Here is an 18,744-nt window from a genome sequence, read left to right as displayed (position 1 = left end):
GGTGCGAAAGCACCCTGTTTGCATCTGTGCCGACCGGCATTCAATGTGATGGCCACAGTCCCGGACAATGCTCCCGCCAGAAATCTGGCTCGTACTTCTCAAACGCATGGGTGGCCAGTGGCAATTCGCCCGTGCGTTTGAAGTATTTTTCGACGGCGCGTTCGAGCGAGAAGCGTGCGGCCACCATCTCATTGGGTACGCGGAAATGGCGGGAAATCTGGCCTGCAATCGCAAAATACAGGTCTTCGTTTGATCCGCTGCGGGCAAATGTACTCGCCAGCCCCGGAAACTCCTGCAAGGCGCAAATACAGGCTTCGGGCCTGCGCAGGCTGAGTCCGCCGTTGCCCACCGTGACGCGAATCTTGATGCCATTGCTGCCGGCGAACTGATCGGCGTTCACAAAAAACTCGAATCCATCCGGCCACGGGGCACCGATATAGTCGTAAGGCATCTCCAGCCAGGACTCGATACCGGGCTTGAGGATGGCTGCGTCCGTTTGAAGCAGCAGCATCATCGGCCAGGTCGTGAAGGCGGAATAGAAAGCAGGGTCGAGCAGGAGACGGCTGTAAGCATTGACGGAAACGAAATAGCTGTCGTCGAATGCTTCAAAGGTGGCGGAAGGATAGCACTGGCGATACCAGTCCAGATTCAGGCTGCGCGGATGCACAAAGCACAGTGCATGGCCGTTTAGATGCTTGAGCGAGAGATCTAGCGCATGGCGCTCCTTAAGCGGCAACTCGGCGCGATACACCGGCACAACCGATACCAGTCGTTTGCTTTCGGTGGATGCAGATATCGCTTTGGCAGACAGCGCCTTGCTTGCCTTCTCATGGCGTACCTGCTGGCTCGCATGCGCTTTCTGATGCTGGCCGAGTGTGCGTGCCAGCAGCGCCTCGAGATCGTGGCAAAAGCCGGCTGTATCGAAAAGCGGGTAGCTGCGCTTGTTGTCATTGAGACGCTGCTTGATGGCAGCCAGCTCTGCTGGCGCGTTGGCCAGTCGAATCGCAAGCTGCTCGTATTCTTCGCGTGAATGCGTAATCAGGCTTTCCATGCCCACGGCCTTGAGCAGGCTGGACGCCACGCGCGACGGGAAGGAATGCCCGGCAAGGGTAATAACGGGCAAGCCTGACAGCAGCGCATCGCTGGCTGTGGTGTGGGCGTTATACGGGAAGGTATCGAGGAACATGTCGGCCAGCTGGTAACGCGCCAGATGGTCAGATAGCGATGGCACCCGGCTGGCAAAGATCAGACGCTCGGCGCTGATCCCGTGACGTCCGGCTTCTTCCTGCAGATTGCGGATCACCATCTCGTTGCGACCCATGAGCCACAGGACACTACCGGGCACCTGTTGCATGATGCGCATCCAGCTGCCAAATACATCCGGATTGATTTTGTGCTCGTGATTAAACGAGCAGAAAATCACGCCTGTTTCCGGTAATCCGTACGTGGCGCGCAGAGGCGTGGGCCGCTCGGCCATCAGCGAGGCATCGGTGGGCAAATAGCAATGCGGCATGCGCAGCACTTTTTCGCTGTAGTACGCCTCATGCTCCTGCGGAATCACTTGCGGATCAGCCAGGATGTAGTCGTAGTAGTTCACCCCCATGGTGCCCGGATAACCCAGGAAATTGATCTGCACCGGGGCAGGACGCCAGGCAAAGATCTTGGTACGCGAATCACTGGTGTACCCTGCCAGATCAATCAGGATGTCGATCTCGTGCGAGCGAATCAGCGCGGCGGCTTCCTTGGCGGGCGTCGCTTTCAGATCGTAAAAATGGTCGCATGCAGCCTTGATACGGTCGCGGCGGTCGCTGCCGTCATCCATACCAATCGAGTAGCCATACACCTCAAACCGTTCGCGGTCGTGCGATTCCAGAACGCCAACAATTAGCTGTCCCACTGGATGTTCGCGGAAGTCGGGTGACACATAACCAATGCGGATGCGCTTGTGGCGATAGTGACCTGCAGCAATCGCCGGATCATGTTCAGGGGCAAAGCGCTTATCGGCGAAGAGGTGCGCTGCCTTGAAATGCAGTTCAGCCTCATCCGAGACAGACATCAAGGCCAGTGACTTGCAGGTGCGCTTGTCTTCGCGCAATCCGGATTCAATCGCGGCTTTTAGCGCGTGATACTGACTCCAGTCACACATGTGCAGCTGTTCATACACCAGCAATCCCGGGCCATAGTCGTAGTCCGGCGCCTGTTTGATTAACGCGGAAAAGACCTCTGCGGCGGCTTTGTGCTGCTTGTACTCGGACAGCATGATGCCGTAGTTGCCCAGTGCGGTGATGTTCGAGGGGTCAATATCCAGCGCCTGTTTGAATGAGGAAATCGCATCGTGATGGCGGTGCAGTTCGCGCAGAAGCGCGCCGCGATTGATCAGGGCTTCGGCATATTGCGGGTTCAGTCGGATGGCCTCATCGAAGTCAGCTAGGGCGGCATCGTACTTCCCAAGCGATTGATGAATTACCCCGCGCGCAAAATGGCCTTGCGAGAATGCCGGACTGACTTTGACGGCATGGCTGATTTTTTGCAGTGCCACATCAGGCTGGCTGTCGACATTCAGCAAGATAATGGAGAGCGAGTACAGTGCAATGATATTGTCCGGGTCAAGGGCTAAGGCCTGATTGAACAATGATCGCGCCGTATCGTGCTGGCCTGCGTTCTGCATGGCCAGGCCGGATTCCAGAATGTTTTTCAGATCCGCCATGGTGGTGCCTCTATGCCGCTTTTGAATCGATCAATATGCCAAGCACAAATCAGGCCAAAACCTGAATTTTCTGCAGAATGGTCAGCAGATGCGGGCCTTTCCATTCCTGACTGACAATCTTGAATGCGCCATTGAACCCATACATTGTGCCCCAGCGATTGGTGTCGTCGAAATAGGCCTGGAAGGTTTGCTCGGTGATGATGTTGACGTGAGTCGGATCACGGAACGCCTCGCCATGCGGATAGGCTGGTGTAAACGACAGAAACATGCCGCCCGGCTTGAGTACGCGATACACCTCGTTCATCAGTTCGATAAAGGGAAAGCGCCGATGCGGCATATAAATGACGCGCGGAATATGTTCGATAAAATCGTGCGCGGTGACAAACTCGAAATGGTTATCTGGAAACGGAATCGGCTCGATGGCTAGATCGGCCGCCTTGATGTTGGGGTTGTCACTTTCGCGGATATCAATCCCGTACACTTCTGCTGCATTGAACAGATTGCGTGGATTGGGGCCACATCCCAGATCAAGCGTCTTGGTGGCGTTTTCCATAACAGCACTCCCTCATGTTCATGTGTGAGACGCTTGCTGGCAATTAGCCAAACAGCGCCTTGTTTTCATACCAGTCAAAGGCATCGTGTACGGCAATCGGTAACGGAACGGGGCGATGCACATCAAAGTTGCCGATTGTGAGGCCTGCAGCCCAGATCGGTTTTTGCGCGGTATTGGTGGCCTCTTCGCCAAATCCCTCGTTCACACATAGATTGTGTGGCGGTGTGACAAAATAGCGATTGGCTCGCCACTGCGAAAACTGCATGCGCCACGCCCACGATGAAATCTTGTTGGCGGCCAGCGCCAGGCGTGCATGTCGCCAGAAGGTACGGGCATGGTCGTTGCTCACCCGATCCTCAAGTGGAGCGCCGAACAGTGCGTCATCCAGCACGACATTATCGTCGTAGGCGGCCCAGCGATCGCGCCACGTGGCCCAGCCCCAACAGTGGAAAATGGTGCACAGGAATTCGTGGTCGGGCAGGGTGCCCGGTGCCAGCAGATGGGCAATCAGATTGTTGCCGGATACGGCACCGATGCGCAGATCGTCTCGGTAACGCTCGCCCATCTCCTCGCAATAGGTGAAGAAGTCCTCACCGAAGCGGATGTCGTCCTCCAGAATCACCCCGTATTCCACCGCCTCGAAAAACCAGGCCAGTGCCGTGCGTACTGCCAGCCGCAAGCCCTGATTTCTGCCATGACGTTTCACGTTTAATTCGCACGGCCAGTCAATGGCCGCCAGTGATTCAAAAACCTGCTGGCAGCGTGCAGCATCGTCCGGATGGCTATCTCTCGGCCCATCAATGGAGACAAACACGCGCGACGGTTTAACCAGGCGCAAGTTGTCGATCAGGCCCCGTGTCAGGTCTGGCCGATTGAAATTGAGCAGCAATACCGGCAAGTCGCGGATCATGGCAACTGCTCCTCAACCTCCCGCTGTGGCACATGAGTTGGCTGGGTCTGAATGTCTGGCCAACGAATCGGCAAGAATCGTGTTGGGGTACGCTGGATGGTGTAGCCGCGCTGATGCAGCGCCTGCTCGACCAGATGCGAGGGGGCGCGCTTGAACAGCAGGGCGGCAAGGTGGCTGCGCGGCTTGCCGGTTTGATTGCAGAAGTTATCCCACAGGGCAATCTCGCGATACAGACGCTGGAAGCCGGGGCTATCTGCGGTAGCTGGCTGATCGCACCATTCCTCCACATACATGTCATTGAACGAAAGTGCTGCATACGCGGGCAAGCCCATGCCACAGCACAGCTTGCGGATTTCGCGACGTGAAATGGTATAGACGTAATTGAATGCGCCATCCTCGTACCAGTCCATCATCGCGCTATGAAGGGGCTGCTCCATCCCCTCCTTGCAGGTATGCAGCTGGTTGCCTTCCATTTTGAAATAGAAGCCATTGTCGTGATTGGCCTGCAGGTCGATAGCCGGGTCCTGTGGCTCCACCAGAAATACGCCTTTGCGCGCCACGCGCAGCATCTCGTAAATCGCTACCGAAGCGCGCGGCATATGGTGCAGCGCCTCCTTGCACAACACGTAATCGACCGAGTCATCGGGCAGATCAATCTTCTCGGCATTCAAAGCCAGAAAGTCGCCGATATGCCCGAGGTCGTGTGCCTGTTGCAGCTGGGTGGCATTCAGGTTGGATGCTGTCACCTTGCTAATCCCAAACTCGTGCAGCATCAGGGCATCATGGCCATAGGCATCGCCAATGGTCAGCCAGGTGGCATTCTCTTCAACAAAGCAGTTCGCAAAATCAATCATGCGCAGATGCCGCCAGCGATCGGTGGTACCCCAAGCGGGCGGACGCCATGGCTCTGGCCGTTCTGCAAAGCGGTCTTCCTGATCCCACTTGGCCGACACACTCTCGCCAAATACATTGAGATTGGCATGTGCTTCGGGGTAATGACGTGATTGCAGCGCGGCATCAATCCGCCGTTTGCCCTCATCCAGAAAACCGTGCTGCATCAGCAACACGCCCAGCAGATGGGATGCATGCGGCGCGAGTACGGGATCGCCCAGCAGGCTGAGGTAGAAGTCGTGTGCTTCCTGAAATCGATCCTGCAGATGCAGTGAGACGGCGTGCTGAAGCAGTGCGCGAGCCTGTGGCGTACTCATGGCATTCCCTCGTTATTGTGGTGTGAGCCTTATGCACCACTATAGGCAATCCTTATGCAATTGCAGGGGAAATTCAATTGGCCGGAAATCGTACACAATGAAATAATACCGGCCTGAATTTGAATGTGAGTACAGTCGTGAATCCATCCTCACGCATCTACGCCTTTCCTGTGCTGGCCGTACTGATCTGGTCAGTCAATACCATCGTCAATAAGCTGGCCGCGGGCCGCATTGATCCCGCGGCGATCTCGTTCTATCGCTGGGCGGTGGCGCTGTGTCTGCTCACGCCGGTGATGCTGCCCGCTGTATGGCGCAATCGCGCGGTGATCCGCCCGTTGATAGGCAAGTTGATGGTGCTGGGCTTGCTGGGGATGGTGGCGTATCAGAGTCTTGCCTATTTTGCGGCGCATGCCACCAGTGCCACCAATATGGGGCTGATCGCCGCACTGATTCCCTTGCTCACTCAGTTGCAGGGGAGGCTGATCGCCAAGGATAAGCTCACCGCCACCACGCTTGCTGGTGCTGCCGTGTCGTTAAGCGGGCTGGTCTGGCTGCTGTCATCCGGGGATCCCGTCAAGCTGCTGGCAGGCGAGTTTGGTCGGGGCGATGCACTGATGCTGCTGGCGTCGCTCTCCTATGGCACCTACAGCGTGCTATTGCGTAAATGGGCGCTCCCGCTGCCGGTGTGGCAATCGCTCTATATGCAGATTTTCTTCAGTGTGCTGATGTTGCTGCCGGGCTATCTGCATGCGGCACCGTCGCCATTAAATGCCGGGAATATTCCGCTGATTCTGTTTGCCGGCATTTTTGCGTCCACCATCGCGCCTTTCCTGTGGATGCGGGGTGTGGCGCAGCTCGGCGCCGGACGTACTGCGCTGTTCATGAATCTGCTGCCCGTGTTTACCGTGATCATCGCAGTCAGCATGCTGGGCGAGGCGGTGCATCCCTACCATCTGGTCGGCGGCTTGCTGGTACTGGGCGGGGTGTGGCTGGGGCAGGTGAAGCGGGGGTAAGCAGTACTATACCGCCACGTTTTTGCTCCGACGGACATACCATTCGGCAAACAATGCATTCGGCACCCAGCACAACCACGATATCGCAGGATAAGTCACATCGAAGTTGAGCTGTGCAACGAGCGAAACCGGCAGATAGATACGTAAGGTCACCGCTGCGTAAGTCAGACAGACATTGCGCAGCATCCAGGTGCGATGCTGTTTGATATTGCCTGCGCGGATAGCGGAATAAGCGTGGTAACCCGTGTATAGCCAGAGCAGCGCCAGTGAAGAAAAACCCAGCCGGGACGGGAGTCCACCATAGGCGAACTGGGCGATGTATAGCGCCGATACACCACCTGCGAGAATGCCTACCCCCAGATAGATACGTCCCATCCAGCGGTGTACCTGTGGCCAGCGCCTGCGAATCCTGCCTGAAAATTGGAGTGGGCCAATGATCAGCGCAATACTGGATGCAAACGCATGAATATAGACGGCTGTGGCATGCGCTGCGAAGGTGAGCCGCATGCTTGGGTGTACCAGTGCGCCAATGGGCATGGTGCCGTATACGAATAGTGCGTACCCTGCCACGCCAAACGCGAGTAATGCGAGCAAACCTTGCCTGATTAAGCCCATGATATGCGCCAGTTTCCGGAAGTATGGAATGGCTTAAATAATATTTTAGTGAGTATGTTTATCGCGAATCCTATTGCTGTCGGCAGGTCTAGTGTTGCGTACCCGTGACGAGCGAGCGCATGGCAGATTTGAATCCTTTAGCCATTGCTCCATATGCGGATGAGACCGGCTACATGCAGCCCGCCAATCAGCAGGAAGATACCCGAACTCACATACCAGAACGTCATGCTATTACCGGGAAAAGCAGGTATCAGCAGCGGGAAGGCGATGCCGCGCAGCAGGTAGACACCAGTAATGGCCGTCAACGCCAGTTTGGTAAATGGCAGCGGCACAATCAGACCCGCGCCGGAGAATGCATAAGCCGCCCAGACCAACAGCATGCTGCCAATCACAATCGCTGCCACCCGTGGATACCAGTGCCCCGTTATCGCCAGACGGCTGATCGATTCCCCCGCCCCCATGATGCGGAAACCTTCGGGCCAGATGATGCATACAAAATGCAATAGGGCGGCTAGGCAGGTCAGGACGGCACCTGCGACTAGTGAATATTGGGGGGAGGTCATGGATGTTTCCCAATGCGCGACAGCTGTTTTATCAATTGCGCGCTTTCCGAATGCAGCTGTGAATGTCCGCAGCTATCTACCCAGTAGCCATCGGCGCCTGTGCGCACAAATAGCACATAGTCTTTGCCGATGTCCTGCTCATCAATCGGGAAGCGCGCAGAAGTATTGACGTTATATATCGAGAAATACGTGCGTCTGGCATAGGCGGGTGGTTTGCCATGCAGAATACGTTTGATTTTCACCTGAAACAGGGTCGCCTCATAGCCTTCAGGATCGGCAACCGGGTCGACCACAAGCATTCGGGATAACAGTGTGCCGACCACCACAAACGCACTCTCCCGTACTTCCTGCCGGACAGACAGATTGGGATAGCCGCCATCACAGTAGGCTAGTGCCGCCGTGGATAAAACACTGCAAAGAAAAGCCGCTAACAGTCGGGTGATCATGACGGGAGGCGTCATACTGGCTGCGGCTGTTCGGCCAGCAAACGGCAACACACCCGATAACAATCATCCACGTGGGTATTACCGACATATTTCATCGCGCCAAAGCCAATCGCTGCATTTGCCGCCCAGCCGAGCACTGGCACGAATTTCATCACTTGTTTAGTGACCGTTTTGCCGACGATTTTCTTCAGCGCTTCGGTGGCGAGTGTACGGGTGATTTCCACGCCGATCAATGCAATCCCTGCGCGCTTGATCACCTGAAAAATCAGGCGCTTGACCGCAGGATCGTACCCCTCGATCTGATGTCCGGCCAGCCCGAAGCGCTGGTTAATTGCCGGAATCAGCTCCAGCAGAATGGCCACATCTGCCGCTGCATCCAGCCCGAAAGCTGGAATCACCGATGCCCCCGCCGAAATGGACGCCCGCCGCGTCACCATCGCATAGCATTCATCGCGTATGGCATCGAGTTCGGTCTGGGTGCGGGGGATCATGGGGGGCTCCGGTGTGTGTAGGTCGGACATTACTTCGAGAACTTCACATCGAGCAAGAGCGGCGCATGGTGATAACCGGTTAATGCACCAAATAGCTCGCCTCTCAATGTAAGCGATTTCCCCAGCTTCGGGCGCAGCGTGTCATAGCCCTTTTGATTCAGTACTAGCTGCACTCGTCGCACACCTTGCTTGGCTTCATTCTCATTTTCACCTGCAATGGTGCAAATTGGCGTAGGCAGGTCGAGATAGAACCCGGCTTCTTTCGCGTCATGTGCTGGATCTTCTCCGAAGCCGGGTGCGCCATAAAAGGTATGACGATTGAGTGTGCCATGAATGCTTGCTTTTCCGTAGGGAATGCAGGCGGGGGAGGCCGATGCGAGGGTGGAGAGAACGATGCTATTCAGCGTGAACAGACTGATTTTCATTCGGCGGATGATTAATGATATGTAGTTAATTATCAATCGATTGAATGTCTACACAATGGATTGATTTCCATTCAGATACTATTTCTTGGATATCAATATTTACTGGAATGGAAACACCTAGTTTTCTATCAACCGTCGCAATCTCATCCAATTCGTGATCATGGCTTTCATGAGGCCTGCCTTCACTACAAGCTTTGCATAACTGACGGATGCTGCTGCTCCAGTTTTCAAGTGCACCACCTACTTCAGTTAAAGCGGTATCCAGCCAATGAATAGCTTCATCTGAAGCTTGCGCATGGATAACGATGGTTTGCTGGTTAGATGATTCAAACAGCTCAAGCACATTAAATACTGCATATTCACGCCCCTGATATTGCCTGTATCCCACAGCAGCACCATCATGCAGAACAATGTCCTGAAAATGAAAGCCAGATTCTGGAAGTGGAATGTTTTGGATCACCGCTCGGACGGGATCGATTCTCTGCGCCCAGACAACTTCGCCTGTACTATCCGGATTGAGCCGAATGGGCGTGATGCCAAAATTCATTTCAATCGGGCCGGACGTGCCTGTCAGCTTAATTCCATTATCTTCCCACGCTTTGCGGGCGATATCCCATTTCCTCAATGCGGTGGCAGCGATGGCAAGGTTCCAGCGAGCAGCCTCATCATCAGGTGATATTTGGTATGCCTTAGCATTGTATTCGAGAGAATTTTCCCATTCAGAGCGGTATTTATAAATCAAGCCAATATTGTAATAAGACTCAGACTTATCTGGCTGCAGGGAAATTGCTTGTTTGTAGAGATTTAGTGCGCCGTCTTCATCCCCCTTGTCGTGCAGCTCCTGAGCGGATTGATGAAGGTTTTGTGCTTTTCGTTTATTAGAATTAAAAATATTCATTTATTTGAATCTTGACGAGAATAGTTGTGCGTGTTTTGCACACTATACCATGCCCAACAGGCCTGCCCCCCGGCTCACACCGGGGGCATACAGCGTCATTCCAATGAGTTCAAGCCGACCAATCAGCCTACCACCGCATCCCCACCTCCAGCGCAGTCATGCGCGGGGCGTTGATGGTGGCGTATTGCGCGCCCAGCACGGTGGCTTCGGTGCCGACGCGATTGACGTAGCGCTGGTCGAAGAGATTGCTGACCAGCAGCGCGGCGTGCCAGCGGCGGTCGGCGCTATCCCAGCGCAGGCGCAGGTTGGCGCGGTTTTGCGCCTTGCCCACCGTAAAGGCGGGCACCGACAGGCAGTTGCCTTGATGGGCGGAATCATCGTTGCAGCGTGCCTTGCTTTGCCATGCATCCTGCAAGCTGAGCATCAACTGTCCATCCAGCACGCCTTGCCACGTGTAATCCACGCCGCCAGCCACCGTCCACAGCGGGGCGCCAACAGGTTGGCCGCTCAGGTCGGGGCCATCTGCCTGCTTGTACTGGCCATAGGTCTGGTTCAGATATTCGCCGGTGGTGTAGAGACGGAGATTGCGGGTGGGCTGCCAGCGGATGTCAAAATCCACGCCGTGTGCTTTCTGGTCGCCCACGGTGACCTGATACACCGGCATGCCGCTGCCATTGATATTGACCAGATTCAGCGCCTGCAGATTGGTGAAACGGTATGCAAACAGCGAGGCGTTCACCGTGAGATGCAGATCGCGGAAGGTGTTCTTGCTGCCGATTTCATAATTCCACACGGTTTCCGGATCAAATTTGCCACCCACTTGCGACACCGTGTTGTAGCCGCCTGCCTGATAGCCCTTGGATACCGATGCATACACCATGCGATCGGGGCTCAGGGTGTGGTCCAGTACCAAGCGCGGGCTGACATCGCGCCAGCTATTGCTTACCTCTAGCGGCACGCCATTTGCACCCTGGCTGGCGAGCAACTGGTTCTGGGTGAGGAAACCCTGCAGCGCTTGCGCCACCTCCGGCCCCATCTGCTGGGCGACGGCATCAAAGAATCCACCTGCGCCTAGCGCGGCGTATCCGGCATCTACAGCCGCTGAGGCACGGGCGGGCTGAAACCAGCTGAAGGTTTTGCTGTCGCGCGTGAAGCGCACGCCGGTGGTGAGATTAGTCCGGTCATCGAGATGCCAGATCACATCGCCATACGCGGCCACAGCGGTATTGCGACCATGGTTGATCATGTTTTCCTGCCAGCTATTACCGAGCAAGTTCACGCCGCTGAGTTGGTTGATGGTGGAATAGATCGGCATGCCGGCCATATTGGCCGATAGATTGTCGAGCGAGTCGGTAGTGGTATTGACCTGTGCGGTCTGGTCGGCCACTTGCTGGAAATAACTGATGCCGCCCACCCAGTCGATGCGCTCGGTTTGCCCGGAAAGACGGAATTCCTGCTGCAGCATCCGGTTTTTTTCCAGATTGGCGATGGTCAGGTAAGACGCGGCCAGGCGCGTGCCATCGTCGGTTTCGCTGTTGATGCTGTGAAAGCGGCGATAGGCTGTGGTCGACTGAAACTGGCTGCCCGTCAGTGGCACTTCAAGGCGTAGCGTCGCCCCATCAAAAATCCGTCCTTCATGGTTCAGTGCAGACTGATTGTAGGCCGGTGCCGTGAGCGGATCGAGCAGGGTGGCGGGATTGATCGGGAATGCAGGATAGCTGCCGGGCGCAGGGGCAGGCACGATGCCGATGGCCGGACGCGAGGGCTGGCCCAGCTCTTCGTGCTCCCAGCTGAACATCACTTTGCTGCCTTCACCCAGCTTGCTCAGGAAACTGGCGCGGGCGCCGACATCATGGGTGCTGTTGAGGGATTCGCCTGTAGCCGCGTCTTTCAGCCAGCCATCGCTGCCGACCCGTGTCACGCTCAGGCGGAAGGCGCTGGCGTCGCTAAGCGGCTGGTTAAACAGCAGGCGGGCGTCGCGCTGACCATATTGCCCCAGCTTGACCTTCGCCTCCGCGCGCCGCGCGCCGGGGTCGGGTTCATTGGTCACAATTGAAATCGCACCGGCCGCACTATTACGGCCAAACAGCGTCCCCTGCGGGCCTTTCAGCACTTCGATGCGCTGCACATCGTCAAACGTCAGCATCGAACCACCGGTTTTGCCGGTATACACGCCATCCACGTAAATCCCCAGTGGCGAATCGGTCCCGATGCCGAAGTCCATGGTGCCCAGCCCGCGCAGCGAGAAAAAAGGCTGGGTGGCCTGCTCGCCATTCACTTGAAAGCCCGGCAGATAGCCATTCATGTCGGCAAGATTGTTGGCGCTGAGCTTGTCGATCTGCTCGCCGGTCACAACCTGCAGCGCAATCGGTACGGCCTGGGATTGCTGGCTGCGACTTTGTGCGGTAACCGTAATCTGTTCGGTCGCAGAGGTATCGTCGGCATGCGATGCAAGTGGCAGACTCGCAAGGGTGCAGCCTATCAGCGATAGGCTGAGTGCAATGGGGCGGGGGCGTGTGATCATGTTGTCTTTTCCTGTTATTGAATGGTGGGATGCGAATCAGATGCCAACGGGCAGTACGGGCCAGCGATCCACGATCTCCTTGCCGCGCACCGCGACCAGATCGCCAAATTGCAGCAGCACGGCTTCGGATTGCGTGGGACGCAGGAACAGGAAATCGTTCACGTCCATCTGCACACGGGCGGAGGCGGTGTAGCCCTGTTGGTTGGAACTGGTGTAGGCAAAGTGCGGATGTACGCCGGGCGGCGCGATGGGATCGGCCAGCCAGTTGCCGCTGTAGGCGAAATACATCTGCGCCTGATTGACATCCCAGCCGCGAATCAGTGGCCCCAGTTCTTCCAGCGCGGGCAGATTGCCGCCCTGTAGACGCTTGAGCACCGGCGAGGCGATGTAGGTCGCTGGCTCGAAGTCGCTCAGATTGTCGATGTCGTAATGCGAAGGTTTGAGCAGGCAGGTGCCCGCCGAAATGTCATTCAGTACCGTTTCGCCTTCGTAATCGCGGAAGGTGGGGCTCCCCGCGCCATTGAAAGTCAGGTCGGGCGTAACGAGCTTGGGGAAATCGCGTTTCAGTGCGGCCACAAAGGCTTCGTAGCGGGCATGCACGCGCGGTTGCTCGCGTCGGGCCAGAAAGCCGGGCAGGCCCATCAGATGCGCGTCGTAGCCCATGAAGCCGGCGAACTGCAAATGATCGGGATGGTCGCTGATTAGCTTCAGCATCGACCCGAGTTGTGATGGGTCGCTCAGGCCGCCGCGGTGCAGGCCGACATCGATCTCCAGATTGACCCGCAGGCGTACCCGCATGGTTTGCGCCAGTGCCAGATATTCGTGCAGGCGCGCCTCGGTATCCACCAGCCATTGCAGTTGCTTGGCGGGATCAAATGGCCCCTGATGCGTGCTGTAGAAGGTATGCAGCGCTGCGACAGGCATCGGCTTGCCTAGCAGAATGTCGGCATCGGGCCTGAGTTGGGCCATGGCCTGCACAAAGGGGCGATGAAAGCACATTAGCCGCGTGCTCTGGCTGCGCTTGGCTACATAGTCGACCAGCGCCGGGCTGGGTATGGATTTCACCACGATGCGGTATTGCTTGGGCGAGCCCTTGGCAATCGATTGGCGCACTCGGTCAATATTGCGGTCCAGCCGGTCGAGGTCGATCAGCAATACTGGCCGGTCGATGCCATGTCGGCGCAGGGTCTGGTTCAGGTCGGCAAAATAGGGCGGGTACGGGCCTCCCTGATCGCCAGGTTTGGCCGCGACGGCAGCAACAGCCAGTGCGCCGCTGCCGATCAGTACGGATCTGCGGGAAATCATGTCAGGCTCCGAATAGTGTTTTGAGATGGGCGTTGAGCATGCGGCCATGCGGATCAAGCGACTGGCGCACGGCCTGAAAATCCTGCCAGTGACGGGGATAGAGTGCCGCCAGCTGCTGGTGGGTAAGGGTGTGGATCTTGCCCCAGTGCGGCCGACCCTCGTATTTCCAGAAAATCGGTTCGATGGCGGCAAAGTAGGGCCGGAAATCGATGTCGCCAAACTGATGGACCGAGATCGAACAGCCATCACGGCCTTCGAACATCGACAGCCAGATGTCATCCGCCTTCACACGGCGCACTTCCAGCGGAAAGCAGATCGGCAGTTTTTTGTCGCGAATCGTCTTGAGAATTTCGCGCACGCAGGCCGGGCCATGTTCGGCTGGTACGGTGTATTCCATCTCGCGAAAGCGCACCACACGCACATGCGGGAACACCTCGTACGATTTGCCAGTGCGCACCTGATTGGCCTCGCCACCCAGTGCCATGGTGAGAATTTTTTCGTAAGCTGCTTCGCCCAGACCGGGTATCCACGCGGTGCCCTGAAACACCTTGCGCAGCGTATTCACTGCCTGCGGATCATCGGTACCGGAAGACGCATCGCCTGGTTTGGCGAGGTCGGTGGCGATCGTGGCGCTCATCGAGGTATGCGGCAGCGGCATGAATTCGAAGTGCCGATGCTGTTTGCAACGCGCCTCGAAGTCATCCAGCACATCTTCGGTTTTTTCGACCGCATTGATTTCGGTGAGATCAAAGGCGCGTTCGTTTTGCAGGCGAATGCGCGACACAATTCCCAACGCGCCTAGCGACACCCGAGCTGCCTGAAAAATCTCGGGATGCTGCGTCGTGCTGCACTCGATCAGTTCGCCTGTTGGCGTTGCCAGCGTCAGCCCGGTGACATAGGACGACATCGAACCAAAGGTCGAACCGGTTGCATGCACCGAACAGGCAATGGCGCCGCCCATGGCCGGGTAGTCCATATCGGGCTGATTCGGCAGCGCCTGACCAATCGCAGCCAGCATCGGCCCCAGTGCATGCATGCGGGTGCCCGCCCAGATCTCGGTTTCCAGCGTATCGGCCTTGCTTGAAATCACACCTGAGAGCAAATCGGTCGCCACCAGCGTGTCGGATGTTGGCACCACGGCGCTGAACGAATGGCTGGCCCCGACTACACGGATACACCCTTTGGCTGATTTGAGCACGCTGACCAGTTCATCCTCGCTGGCGGGTGCGGCGCGAAAAGCGGGCAGGCAACTCTGATTGCCCGCCCAGTTCACCCAGGGTAGGGGCTTGCCCGGCGTGAAGGGCACCGGGCTTTGAGGCTCGGTGCCCTGTTGCCCACATCCCGGCAGCAGGCTGGCGGCGGCAATCGCCGTTGCGGATTGCAGAAACTGGCGGCGTGGCATCTGCGGCTGTTCGGGCAGGCGGCTCATTTTTTACCTCCCGTGGCCGGCGTCGTCACAACTGGGTCGGGCAGATTGGCCATCAAGCGGATCATTGCGCGGAAATCCTGCTCGTTGCAGGCGGTGCAATAGCCCAGTGGCGGCATCCCGCGCACGCCTTGCACCACATTGAGCAGCATGGCGGATTCACCCACCCGACGGCGATCCAGCCAGTCGGCTTCCTTGCCCATGATGGGCACGCCAATATCGGGCCGCGCATGGCACTGAATGCAGTTATTGGCGAGCAGCTGGGTCTGGCGCGGCGTGAGCGTGCCGGCCTCAGCGGATGGGCTGAGCAATGCCCAGGCGAGTACGTAATACGACAGTCGATGCGACAAATGCATGTCCGGCTTCCCCTCTGGCAGCGGTCCGCGCGATGATGAACGCCGCCAGTGCGGCTGACGCGGGATGCAGCACATGGTAGGGAGGGCTGCTGATCGGGCAGGGGGTGCAATCCGGCCATCAGGGGGGCGAATTCGGGCCAACTTGCTGTAATCGCCTGAAAATCAAGCGCTAGAGCGGAGTGGGCCTGCGTAGAAATGGCGGGTGAGGTGTACAAACTGTTGGCGTATCGCCACACATGGAGAACAACATGAATGATCGACTGATGCCCGGCGAGTACATGGCCAGTGTGCCGGCGCATGTGATCCGCCATGTGGCCAATCATGTGGCGCGTATGGGACATGATCCGGTGCAGCTATGCCGGGGGCTGGGCTTTTCCTTCGAGGACCTGCAATCGCTGGATTTTCGCGTGTCCTATCGTCAGACACGCAATGTGGTGTTGCGCGCCATGAAGCTGCTGGGCAATCCGGGCATGGGCGTGCAGGTTGGCGGTCAGCAGACACTGGTGTCGTTCGGTCTGCCGGGACTGGGCATGATGACGTGCGAGACGCTGGGCGAAGCGCTCGAATATTTGCTGGGCTTTCAAACCGATGCCGGTGCCTTTACCGAAACTGAGGTCGCGATTGACGGACCGCACTTTGTTGTCGATATCACGACCTGCTTCCACGATCCCGAACTGGAACACTTTTTTGTCGAAGAAGTGATGTCGAGCGGCATTGCCCTGATCCGTTCATTGATCGGGAACGATTTTGAGCCGCTGTCCGTGTCGCTGGCCTATCCCGAGCCCGCGCATCGCGAGGCCTATGCGCAGCATTTTCGCTGTCCGCTGCATTTCAATACAGGCCGCAATCAGGCCATCATCGACGCCCGGATTCTCGCCACGCCGCTGCCGACCTGTGATCGCTACATGAAAGACATCATCCAGAGCCAGCTGGCGCAGCTCCTGACCCCGATCGATCATCATCCCGATCTGGTCGAATCGATCAAAACCTATCTGCACGCGCACATCGAGTCCAACCCCACCATTGCTGCAGTGGCGGCCAGCCTCAACCTGAGCGAACGCACCCTGCGCCGTCGCCTGAAGGCGCTTGACGTATCGTTCCAGTCGCTACTGGATGAGGTGCGCTACCAGCACGCCCGGCAGATGCTCTGCAAAACCGATATGGTGATCACCGATATCGCGCTGGCGCTGGGCTTTAATGATGACAAGAACTTCCGCCGAGCCTTCCGGCGCTGGTCGGGGGGGACGCCGTCGGCAGTAAGGGAGATGGGGCGGGGGTGACGCCCCCTCTATCAGCATGCCTCGCGGTCCCGTTCTGCAGATACTTTTTTACAGAGAGCAGATCTTATTGAATGTGGCAGAGAGCACTGCAATCCTTTTAACTCCATTGCAATTCCATTGTGTATGAATGAGCTTTACATAACTTCCGTCAATGATTAATTTATTAATTAATTTTATGCATGGTCGAATTTTTTGTGATTGCTATATTTTTCTCGTTTTGATTGCGTCGTGGTTGTAAGCATGAGGATCGACCCGCTAGAATCACGCCCGCCCGACTTTACCTGGCGGCAATTGAAATATTAAAACCTTAAATGAGGAAAATAAATGATCAAGAGTAAAATCGCAGTACTGGGATTAATCGTGAGTCTGTTAGCTGGATGTGCGACTGTCACACCCATTGTGCCTATGACACCAGGATCATTGAAATCCGATGGAGGTGTGGTTGGGATCGCCATGAGCACAGTGCCTGTTACTGATACATTCTTTCCAGGCGCAGGCTGTTTGTTGTGCTATGCGGCGGCAAGTGCAATGAATGCCACACTGACGACCCACGCAAGAACGCTTGCTGCAGATGATTTGAATCACCTGAAAGAAGATATTGCAGGAACGCTCAATAAAAATGGTGTGAAAACGGTGATTATCAGCGAAGCCATTAAGGTTGATAAACTTGAAAAAACCCAGGGTGGTGTGGGGAAATCACCATATGATCTTTCCGCTTTCAAATCTAAGTACGGAATCGACAGAATTATTTTTGTTGATGTGAAAAATGTTGGTTTTCTGAGAAATTACTCGGCATATGTTCCGACAAGTGACCCTAAGGGCTATTTTGAAGCAACGGGAATGATGGTTGATCTGAACACCAATAGTTTGCAATGGTACCAGCCTGTAAATGTTCAGAAAGCGGCAGAAGATAAATGGGATGAAGCACCAAAATATCCAGGGTTAACCAATGCGTTCTATCAGGCGCTTGTAAATGGCTCGGACATGCTAATTGGTTCAATCCGATCCGCATCGACAGTTAGTGCTAAGAATAAGGCTGATCAGACTGCGGAAGTGAAGCCTTCGGCAGTCGGAGTATCCAATTGAGACAGCGGCTATATTTTTTCTATAGCTTGATCTGCATGTGTTTGCCCGTATGTCTGGCTGAGGGAGGCGGCACCCTGCCTGCACCGCAGTTTGATCAACTGCCATGGGCGGTGCGTTTTGCCACGCAGGATAAGGTAAGCTACCATGGTCTGGTCAGTTATGATCAGTCAGGTATTGCAGCCAACGGTATGCTCTATCCTGCGCCAAATGTGGTCGGATTACTCGCCGCCATTGCTACACACGCCGTCATTGCTGACTCTGCCAAGGAAAAGCAGAAACAGGAGCTCCGTAGCAAGGCGGATTTGATCATCGCACCGTATTTGTCCGAACTGATCGGTTTTAAATATGAGGAGCTGGGTCAGCGCGTAAGAAAAAAAATTGGTAACCGCTCATTGAGTTTTGTCGAGCCGGATATTACCGATGTGAGTGGCCTGTTAATTGCTAGCCAGCCGACCTTTTCACTTACTCAGGATCAGCGAGCGGTTGTACTGGATGATTTCATTTCGATTTATCTAGGCGATTCGAAAGAAAAGCCGGTATACCAGGCAACCATCAGAATTGTATCTGGCAGAGTTAGTCATGATCCGATTAGTCAATTCTGGCGCAATAATGCAGGTGAGAATCTAAAGGATATTGCCGCAAATCTGGCTGCAGAAGCGTATACGATTGCCTATCGGGATGCTTCGCATCAGGACTGGTTACCTCAAACCATGCGGAGTGTGAAGTATGGACTTGGCAACAGTTCTCAAGTTGAACGCGCGCAGGTGCTGCAATATATGTGCGGACGAACTGTATTGAGGACGTTGCGAGGTGGTTTGATGTCTGTTCCGAATGAGAGTGACGCTCAGGAAAATGAAAATGATTGTGCAGCTGGTGGCTTTCAATTTTCCAATGTGCAGGCTCAAAAGGATAATGCTGCTGGTTAATGCAAAGCGCCC

Annotated in this window: 18 protein-coding genes; 4 read left to right on the top strand and 14 right to left on the bottom strand. The window is 56.0% G+C overall.

The window, feature by feature from the left end; genetic code table 11:
• Nucleotides 1-40 precede the first annotated feature (40 nt).
• From KSF73_12060 to KSF73_12045, 4 genes are read right to left on the bottom strand one after another with little or no spacing between them, the layout of a single operon-like run.
• On the bottom strand, nucleotides 41-2,707 hold the full coding sequence (locus KSF73_12060) for a tetratricopeptide repeat protein (protein MBV1776442.1): 2,667 nt from the start codon (nucleotides 2,705-2,707) through the stop codon (nucleotides 41-43).
• A gap of 49 nt (nucleotides 2,708-2,756) precedes the next feature.
• The gene (locus KSF73_12055; GenBank protein MBV1776441.1) at nucleotides 2,757-3,260 is read right to left on the bottom strand and encodes a class I SAM-dependent methyltransferase; all 504 of its coding nucleotides are present in this window, start codon (nucleotides 3,258-3,260) and stop codon (nucleotides 2,757-2,759) included.
• A gap of 43 nt (nucleotides 3,261-3,303) precedes the next feature.
• Complete coding sequence (locus KSF73_12050) at nucleotides 3,304-4,170, bottom strand: hypothetical protein (protein ID MBV1776440.1); 867 nt, start codon at nucleotides 4,168-4,170, stop codon at nucleotides 3,304-3,306.
• Complete coding sequence (locus tag KSF73_12045) at nucleotides 4,167-5,378, bottom strand: class I SAM-dependent methyltransferase (protein MBV1776439.1); 1,212 nt, start codon at nucleotides 5,376-5,378, stop codon at nucleotides 4,167-4,169. Before KSF73_12045 ends, KSF73_12050 begins: the two co-directional genes overlap by 4 nt.
• Before the next feature lie 125 nt (nucleotides 5,379-5,503).
• Between KSF73_12045 and KSF73_12040 the strand changes: the two genes are divergently transcribed.
• Nucleotides 5,504-6,391 (top strand): DMT family transporter, encoded by an 888-nt coding sequence (locus KSF73_12040; GenBank protein ID MBV1776438.1) that lies wholly within the window; start codon nucleotides 5,504-5,506, stop codon nucleotides 6,389-6,391.
• 6 nt (nucleotides 6,392-6,397) lie between these two features.
• On the opposite strand, the gene KSF73_12035 is transcribed toward KSF73_12040, so the two are convergent.
• The 10 genes from KSF73_12035 to KSF73_11990 all read right to left on the bottom strand — a co-directional run bounded on the left by KSF73_12035 (nucleotide 6,398) and on the right by KSF73_11990 (nucleotide 15,440).
• Complete coding sequence (locus tag KSF73_12035) at nucleotides 6,398-7,006, bottom strand: DUF2306 domain-containing protein (protein ID MBV1776437.1); 609 nt, start codon at nucleotides 7,004-7,006, stop codon at nucleotides 6,398-6,400.
• A 137-nt stretch (nucleotides 7,007-7,143) separates the two neighbouring features.
• Nucleotides 7,144-7,569: a hypothetical protein gene (locus KSF73_12030; protein MBV1776436.1), complete on the bottom strand. Its 426-nt coding sequence runs from the start codon at nucleotides 7,567-7,569 to the stop codon at nucleotides 7,144-7,146.
• Entirely contained in the window at nucleotides 7,566-8,015 is a 450-nt protein-coding gene (locus tag KSF73_12025) for a hypothetical protein (GenBank protein MBV1776435.1), read from the bottom strand. Before KSF73_12025 ends, KSF73_12030 begins: the two co-directional genes overlap by 4 nt.
• Before the next feature lie 11 nt (nucleotides 8,016-8,026).
• Nucleotides 8,027-8,506 (bottom strand): hypothetical protein, encoded by a 480-nt coding sequence (locus tag KSF73_12020; protein ID MBV1776434.1) that lies wholly within the window; start codon nucleotides 8,504-8,506, stop codon nucleotides 8,027-8,029.
• 29 nt (nucleotides 8,507-8,535) lie between these two features.
• Nucleotides 8,536-8,931 (bottom strand): DUF4431 domain-containing protein, encoded by a 396-nt coding sequence (locus KSF73_12015; protein MBV1776433.1) that lies wholly within the window; start codon nucleotides 8,929-8,931, stop codon nucleotides 8,536-8,538.
• A gap of 25 nt (nucleotides 8,932-8,956) precedes the next feature.
• Nucleotides 8,957-9,829 carry a tetratricopeptide repeat protein gene (locus KSF73_12010; protein MBV1776432.1) on the bottom strand — a complete coding sequence of 291 codons (873 nt, stop codon included), beginning with the start codon at nucleotides 9,827-9,829 and terminating at the stop codon, nucleotides 8,957-8,959.
• 127 nt (nucleotides 9,830-9,956) lie between these two features.
• On the bottom strand, nucleotides 9,957-12,353 hold the full coding sequence (locus KSF73_12005; protein MBV1776431.1) for a TonB-dependent receptor: 2,397 nt from the start codon (nucleotides 12,351-12,353) through the stop codon (nucleotides 9,957-9,959).
• Nucleotides 12,354-12,389: 36 nt separating this feature from the next.
• Nucleotides 12,390-13,658, bottom strand: coding sequence for an alanine racemase (locus KSF73_12000; GenBank protein ID MBV1776430.1), 1,269 nt, complete (start codon nucleotides 13,656-13,658; stop codon nucleotides 12,390-12,392).
• A gap of 1 nt (nucleotide 13,659) precedes the next feature.
• Nucleotides 13,660-15,087, bottom strand: coding sequence for an FAD-binding protein (locus KSF73_11995; GenBank protein MBV1776429.1), 1,428 nt, complete (start codon nucleotides 15,085-15,087; stop codon nucleotides 13,660-13,662).
• Nucleotides 15,084-15,440, bottom strand: coding sequence for a c-type cytochrome (locus KSF73_11990; protein MBV1776428.1), 357 nt, complete (start codon nucleotides 15,438-15,440; stop codon nucleotides 15,084-15,086). Before KSF73_11990 ends, KSF73_11995 begins: the two co-directional genes overlap by 4 nt.
• Nucleotides 15,441-15,688: 248 nt before the next feature.
• On the opposite strand from KSF73_11990, the gene KSF73_11985 reads away from it, so the two are divergent.
• From KSF73_11985 to KSF73_11975, 3 genes are all read left to right on the top strand, one after another.
• On the top strand, nucleotides 15,689-16,720 hold the full coding sequence (locus tag KSF73_11985; GenBank protein ID MBV1776427.1) for an AraC family transcriptional regulator: 1,032 nt from the start codon (nucleotides 15,689-15,691) through the stop codon (nucleotides 16,718-16,720).
• A 324-nt stretch (nucleotides 16,721-17,044) separates the two neighbouring features.
• Complete coding sequence (locus KSF73_11980; protein MBV1776426.1) at nucleotides 17,045-17,806, top strand: hypothetical protein; 762 nt, start codon at nucleotides 17,045-17,047, stop codon at nucleotides 17,804-17,806.
• Nucleotides 17,807-17,916: 110 nt separating this feature from the next.
• A complete protein-coding gene (locus KSF73_11975; protein MBV1776425.1) occupies nucleotides 17,917-18,732 on the top strand; it encodes a hypothetical protein in 816 nt (271 codons plus the stop codon).
• Nucleotides 18,733-18,744 lie beyond the last annotated feature (12 nt).

The organism is Burkholderiaceae bacterium DAT-1, from assembly GCA_019084025.1.
Classification (GTDB): Bacteria; Pseudomonadota; Gammaproteobacteria; order Burkholderiales; family Chitinimonadaceae; genus DAT-1.
This window is presented reverse-complemented; position numbering and strand designations above follow the sequence as displayed.

Excerpts from the sequence above, each read along its gene's own strand:
- KSF73_12015 (MBV1776433.1), bottom strand. The coding sequence starts at position 8,931 with ATGAAAATCAGTCTGTTCACGCTGAATAGCATCGTTCTCTCCACCCTC.
- KSF73_12055 (MBV1776441.1), bottom strand. The coding sequence starts at position 3,260 with ATGGAAAACGCCACCAAGACGCTTGATCTGGGATGTGGCCCCAATCCA.
- KSF73_12005 (MBV1776431.1), bottom strand. The coding sequence starts at position 12,353 with ATGATCACACGCCCCCGCCCCATTGCACTCAGCCTATCGCTGATAGGC.
- KSF73_12045 (MBV1776439.1), bottom strand. The coding sequence starts at position 5,378 with ATGAGTACGCCACAGGCTCGCGCACTGCTTCAGCACGCCGTCTCACTG.
- KSF73_12050 (MBV1776440.1), bottom strand. The coding sequence starts at position 4,170 with ATGATCCGCGACTTGCCGGTATTGCTGCTCAATTTCAATCGGCCAGAC.
- KSF73_11985 (MBV1776427.1), top strand. The coding sequence starts at position 15,689 with ATGAATGATCGACTGATGCCCGGCGAGTACATGGCCAGTGTGCCGGCG.
- KSF73_12020 (MBV1776434.1), bottom strand. The coding sequence starts at position 8,506 with ATGATCCCCCGCACCCAGACCGAACTCGATGCCATACGCGATGAATGC.
- KSF73_11990 (MBV1776428.1), bottom strand. The coding sequence starts at position 15,440 with ATGCATTTGTCGCATCGACTGTCGTATTACGTACTCGCCTGGGCATTG.
- KSF73_11980 (MBV1776426.1), top strand. The coding sequence starts at position 17,045 with ATGATCAAGAGTAAAATCGCAGTACTGGGATTAATCGTGAGTCTGTTA.
- KSF73_11995 (MBV1776429.1), bottom strand. The coding sequence starts at position 15,087 with ATGAGCCGCCTGCCCGAACAGCCGCAGATGCCACGCCGCCAGTTTCTG.
- KSF73_12030 (MBV1776436.1), bottom strand. The coding sequence starts at position 7,569 with ATGACCTCCCCCCAATATTCACTAGTCGCAGGTGCCGTCCTGACCTGC.
- KSF73_12035 (MBV1776437.1), bottom strand. The coding sequence starts at position 7,006 with ATGGGCTTAATCAGGCAAGGTTTGCTCGCATTACTCGCGTTTGGCGTG.
- KSF73_12010 (MBV1776432.1), bottom strand. The coding sequence starts at position 9,829 with ATGAATATTTTTAATTCTAATAAACGAAAAGCACAAAACCTTCATCAA.
- KSF73_12060 (MBV1776442.1), bottom strand. The coding sequence starts at position 2,707 with ATGGCGGATCTGAAAAACATTCTGGAATCCGGCCTGGCCATGCAGAAC.
- KSF73_12025 (MBV1776435.1), bottom strand. The coding sequence starts at position 8,015 with ATGATCACCCGACTGTTAGCGGCTTTTCTTTGCAGTGTTTTATCCACG.
- KSF73_12000 (MBV1776430.1), bottom strand. The coding sequence starts at position 13,658 with ATGATTTCCCGCAGATCCGTACTGATCGGCAGCGGCGCACTGGCTGTT.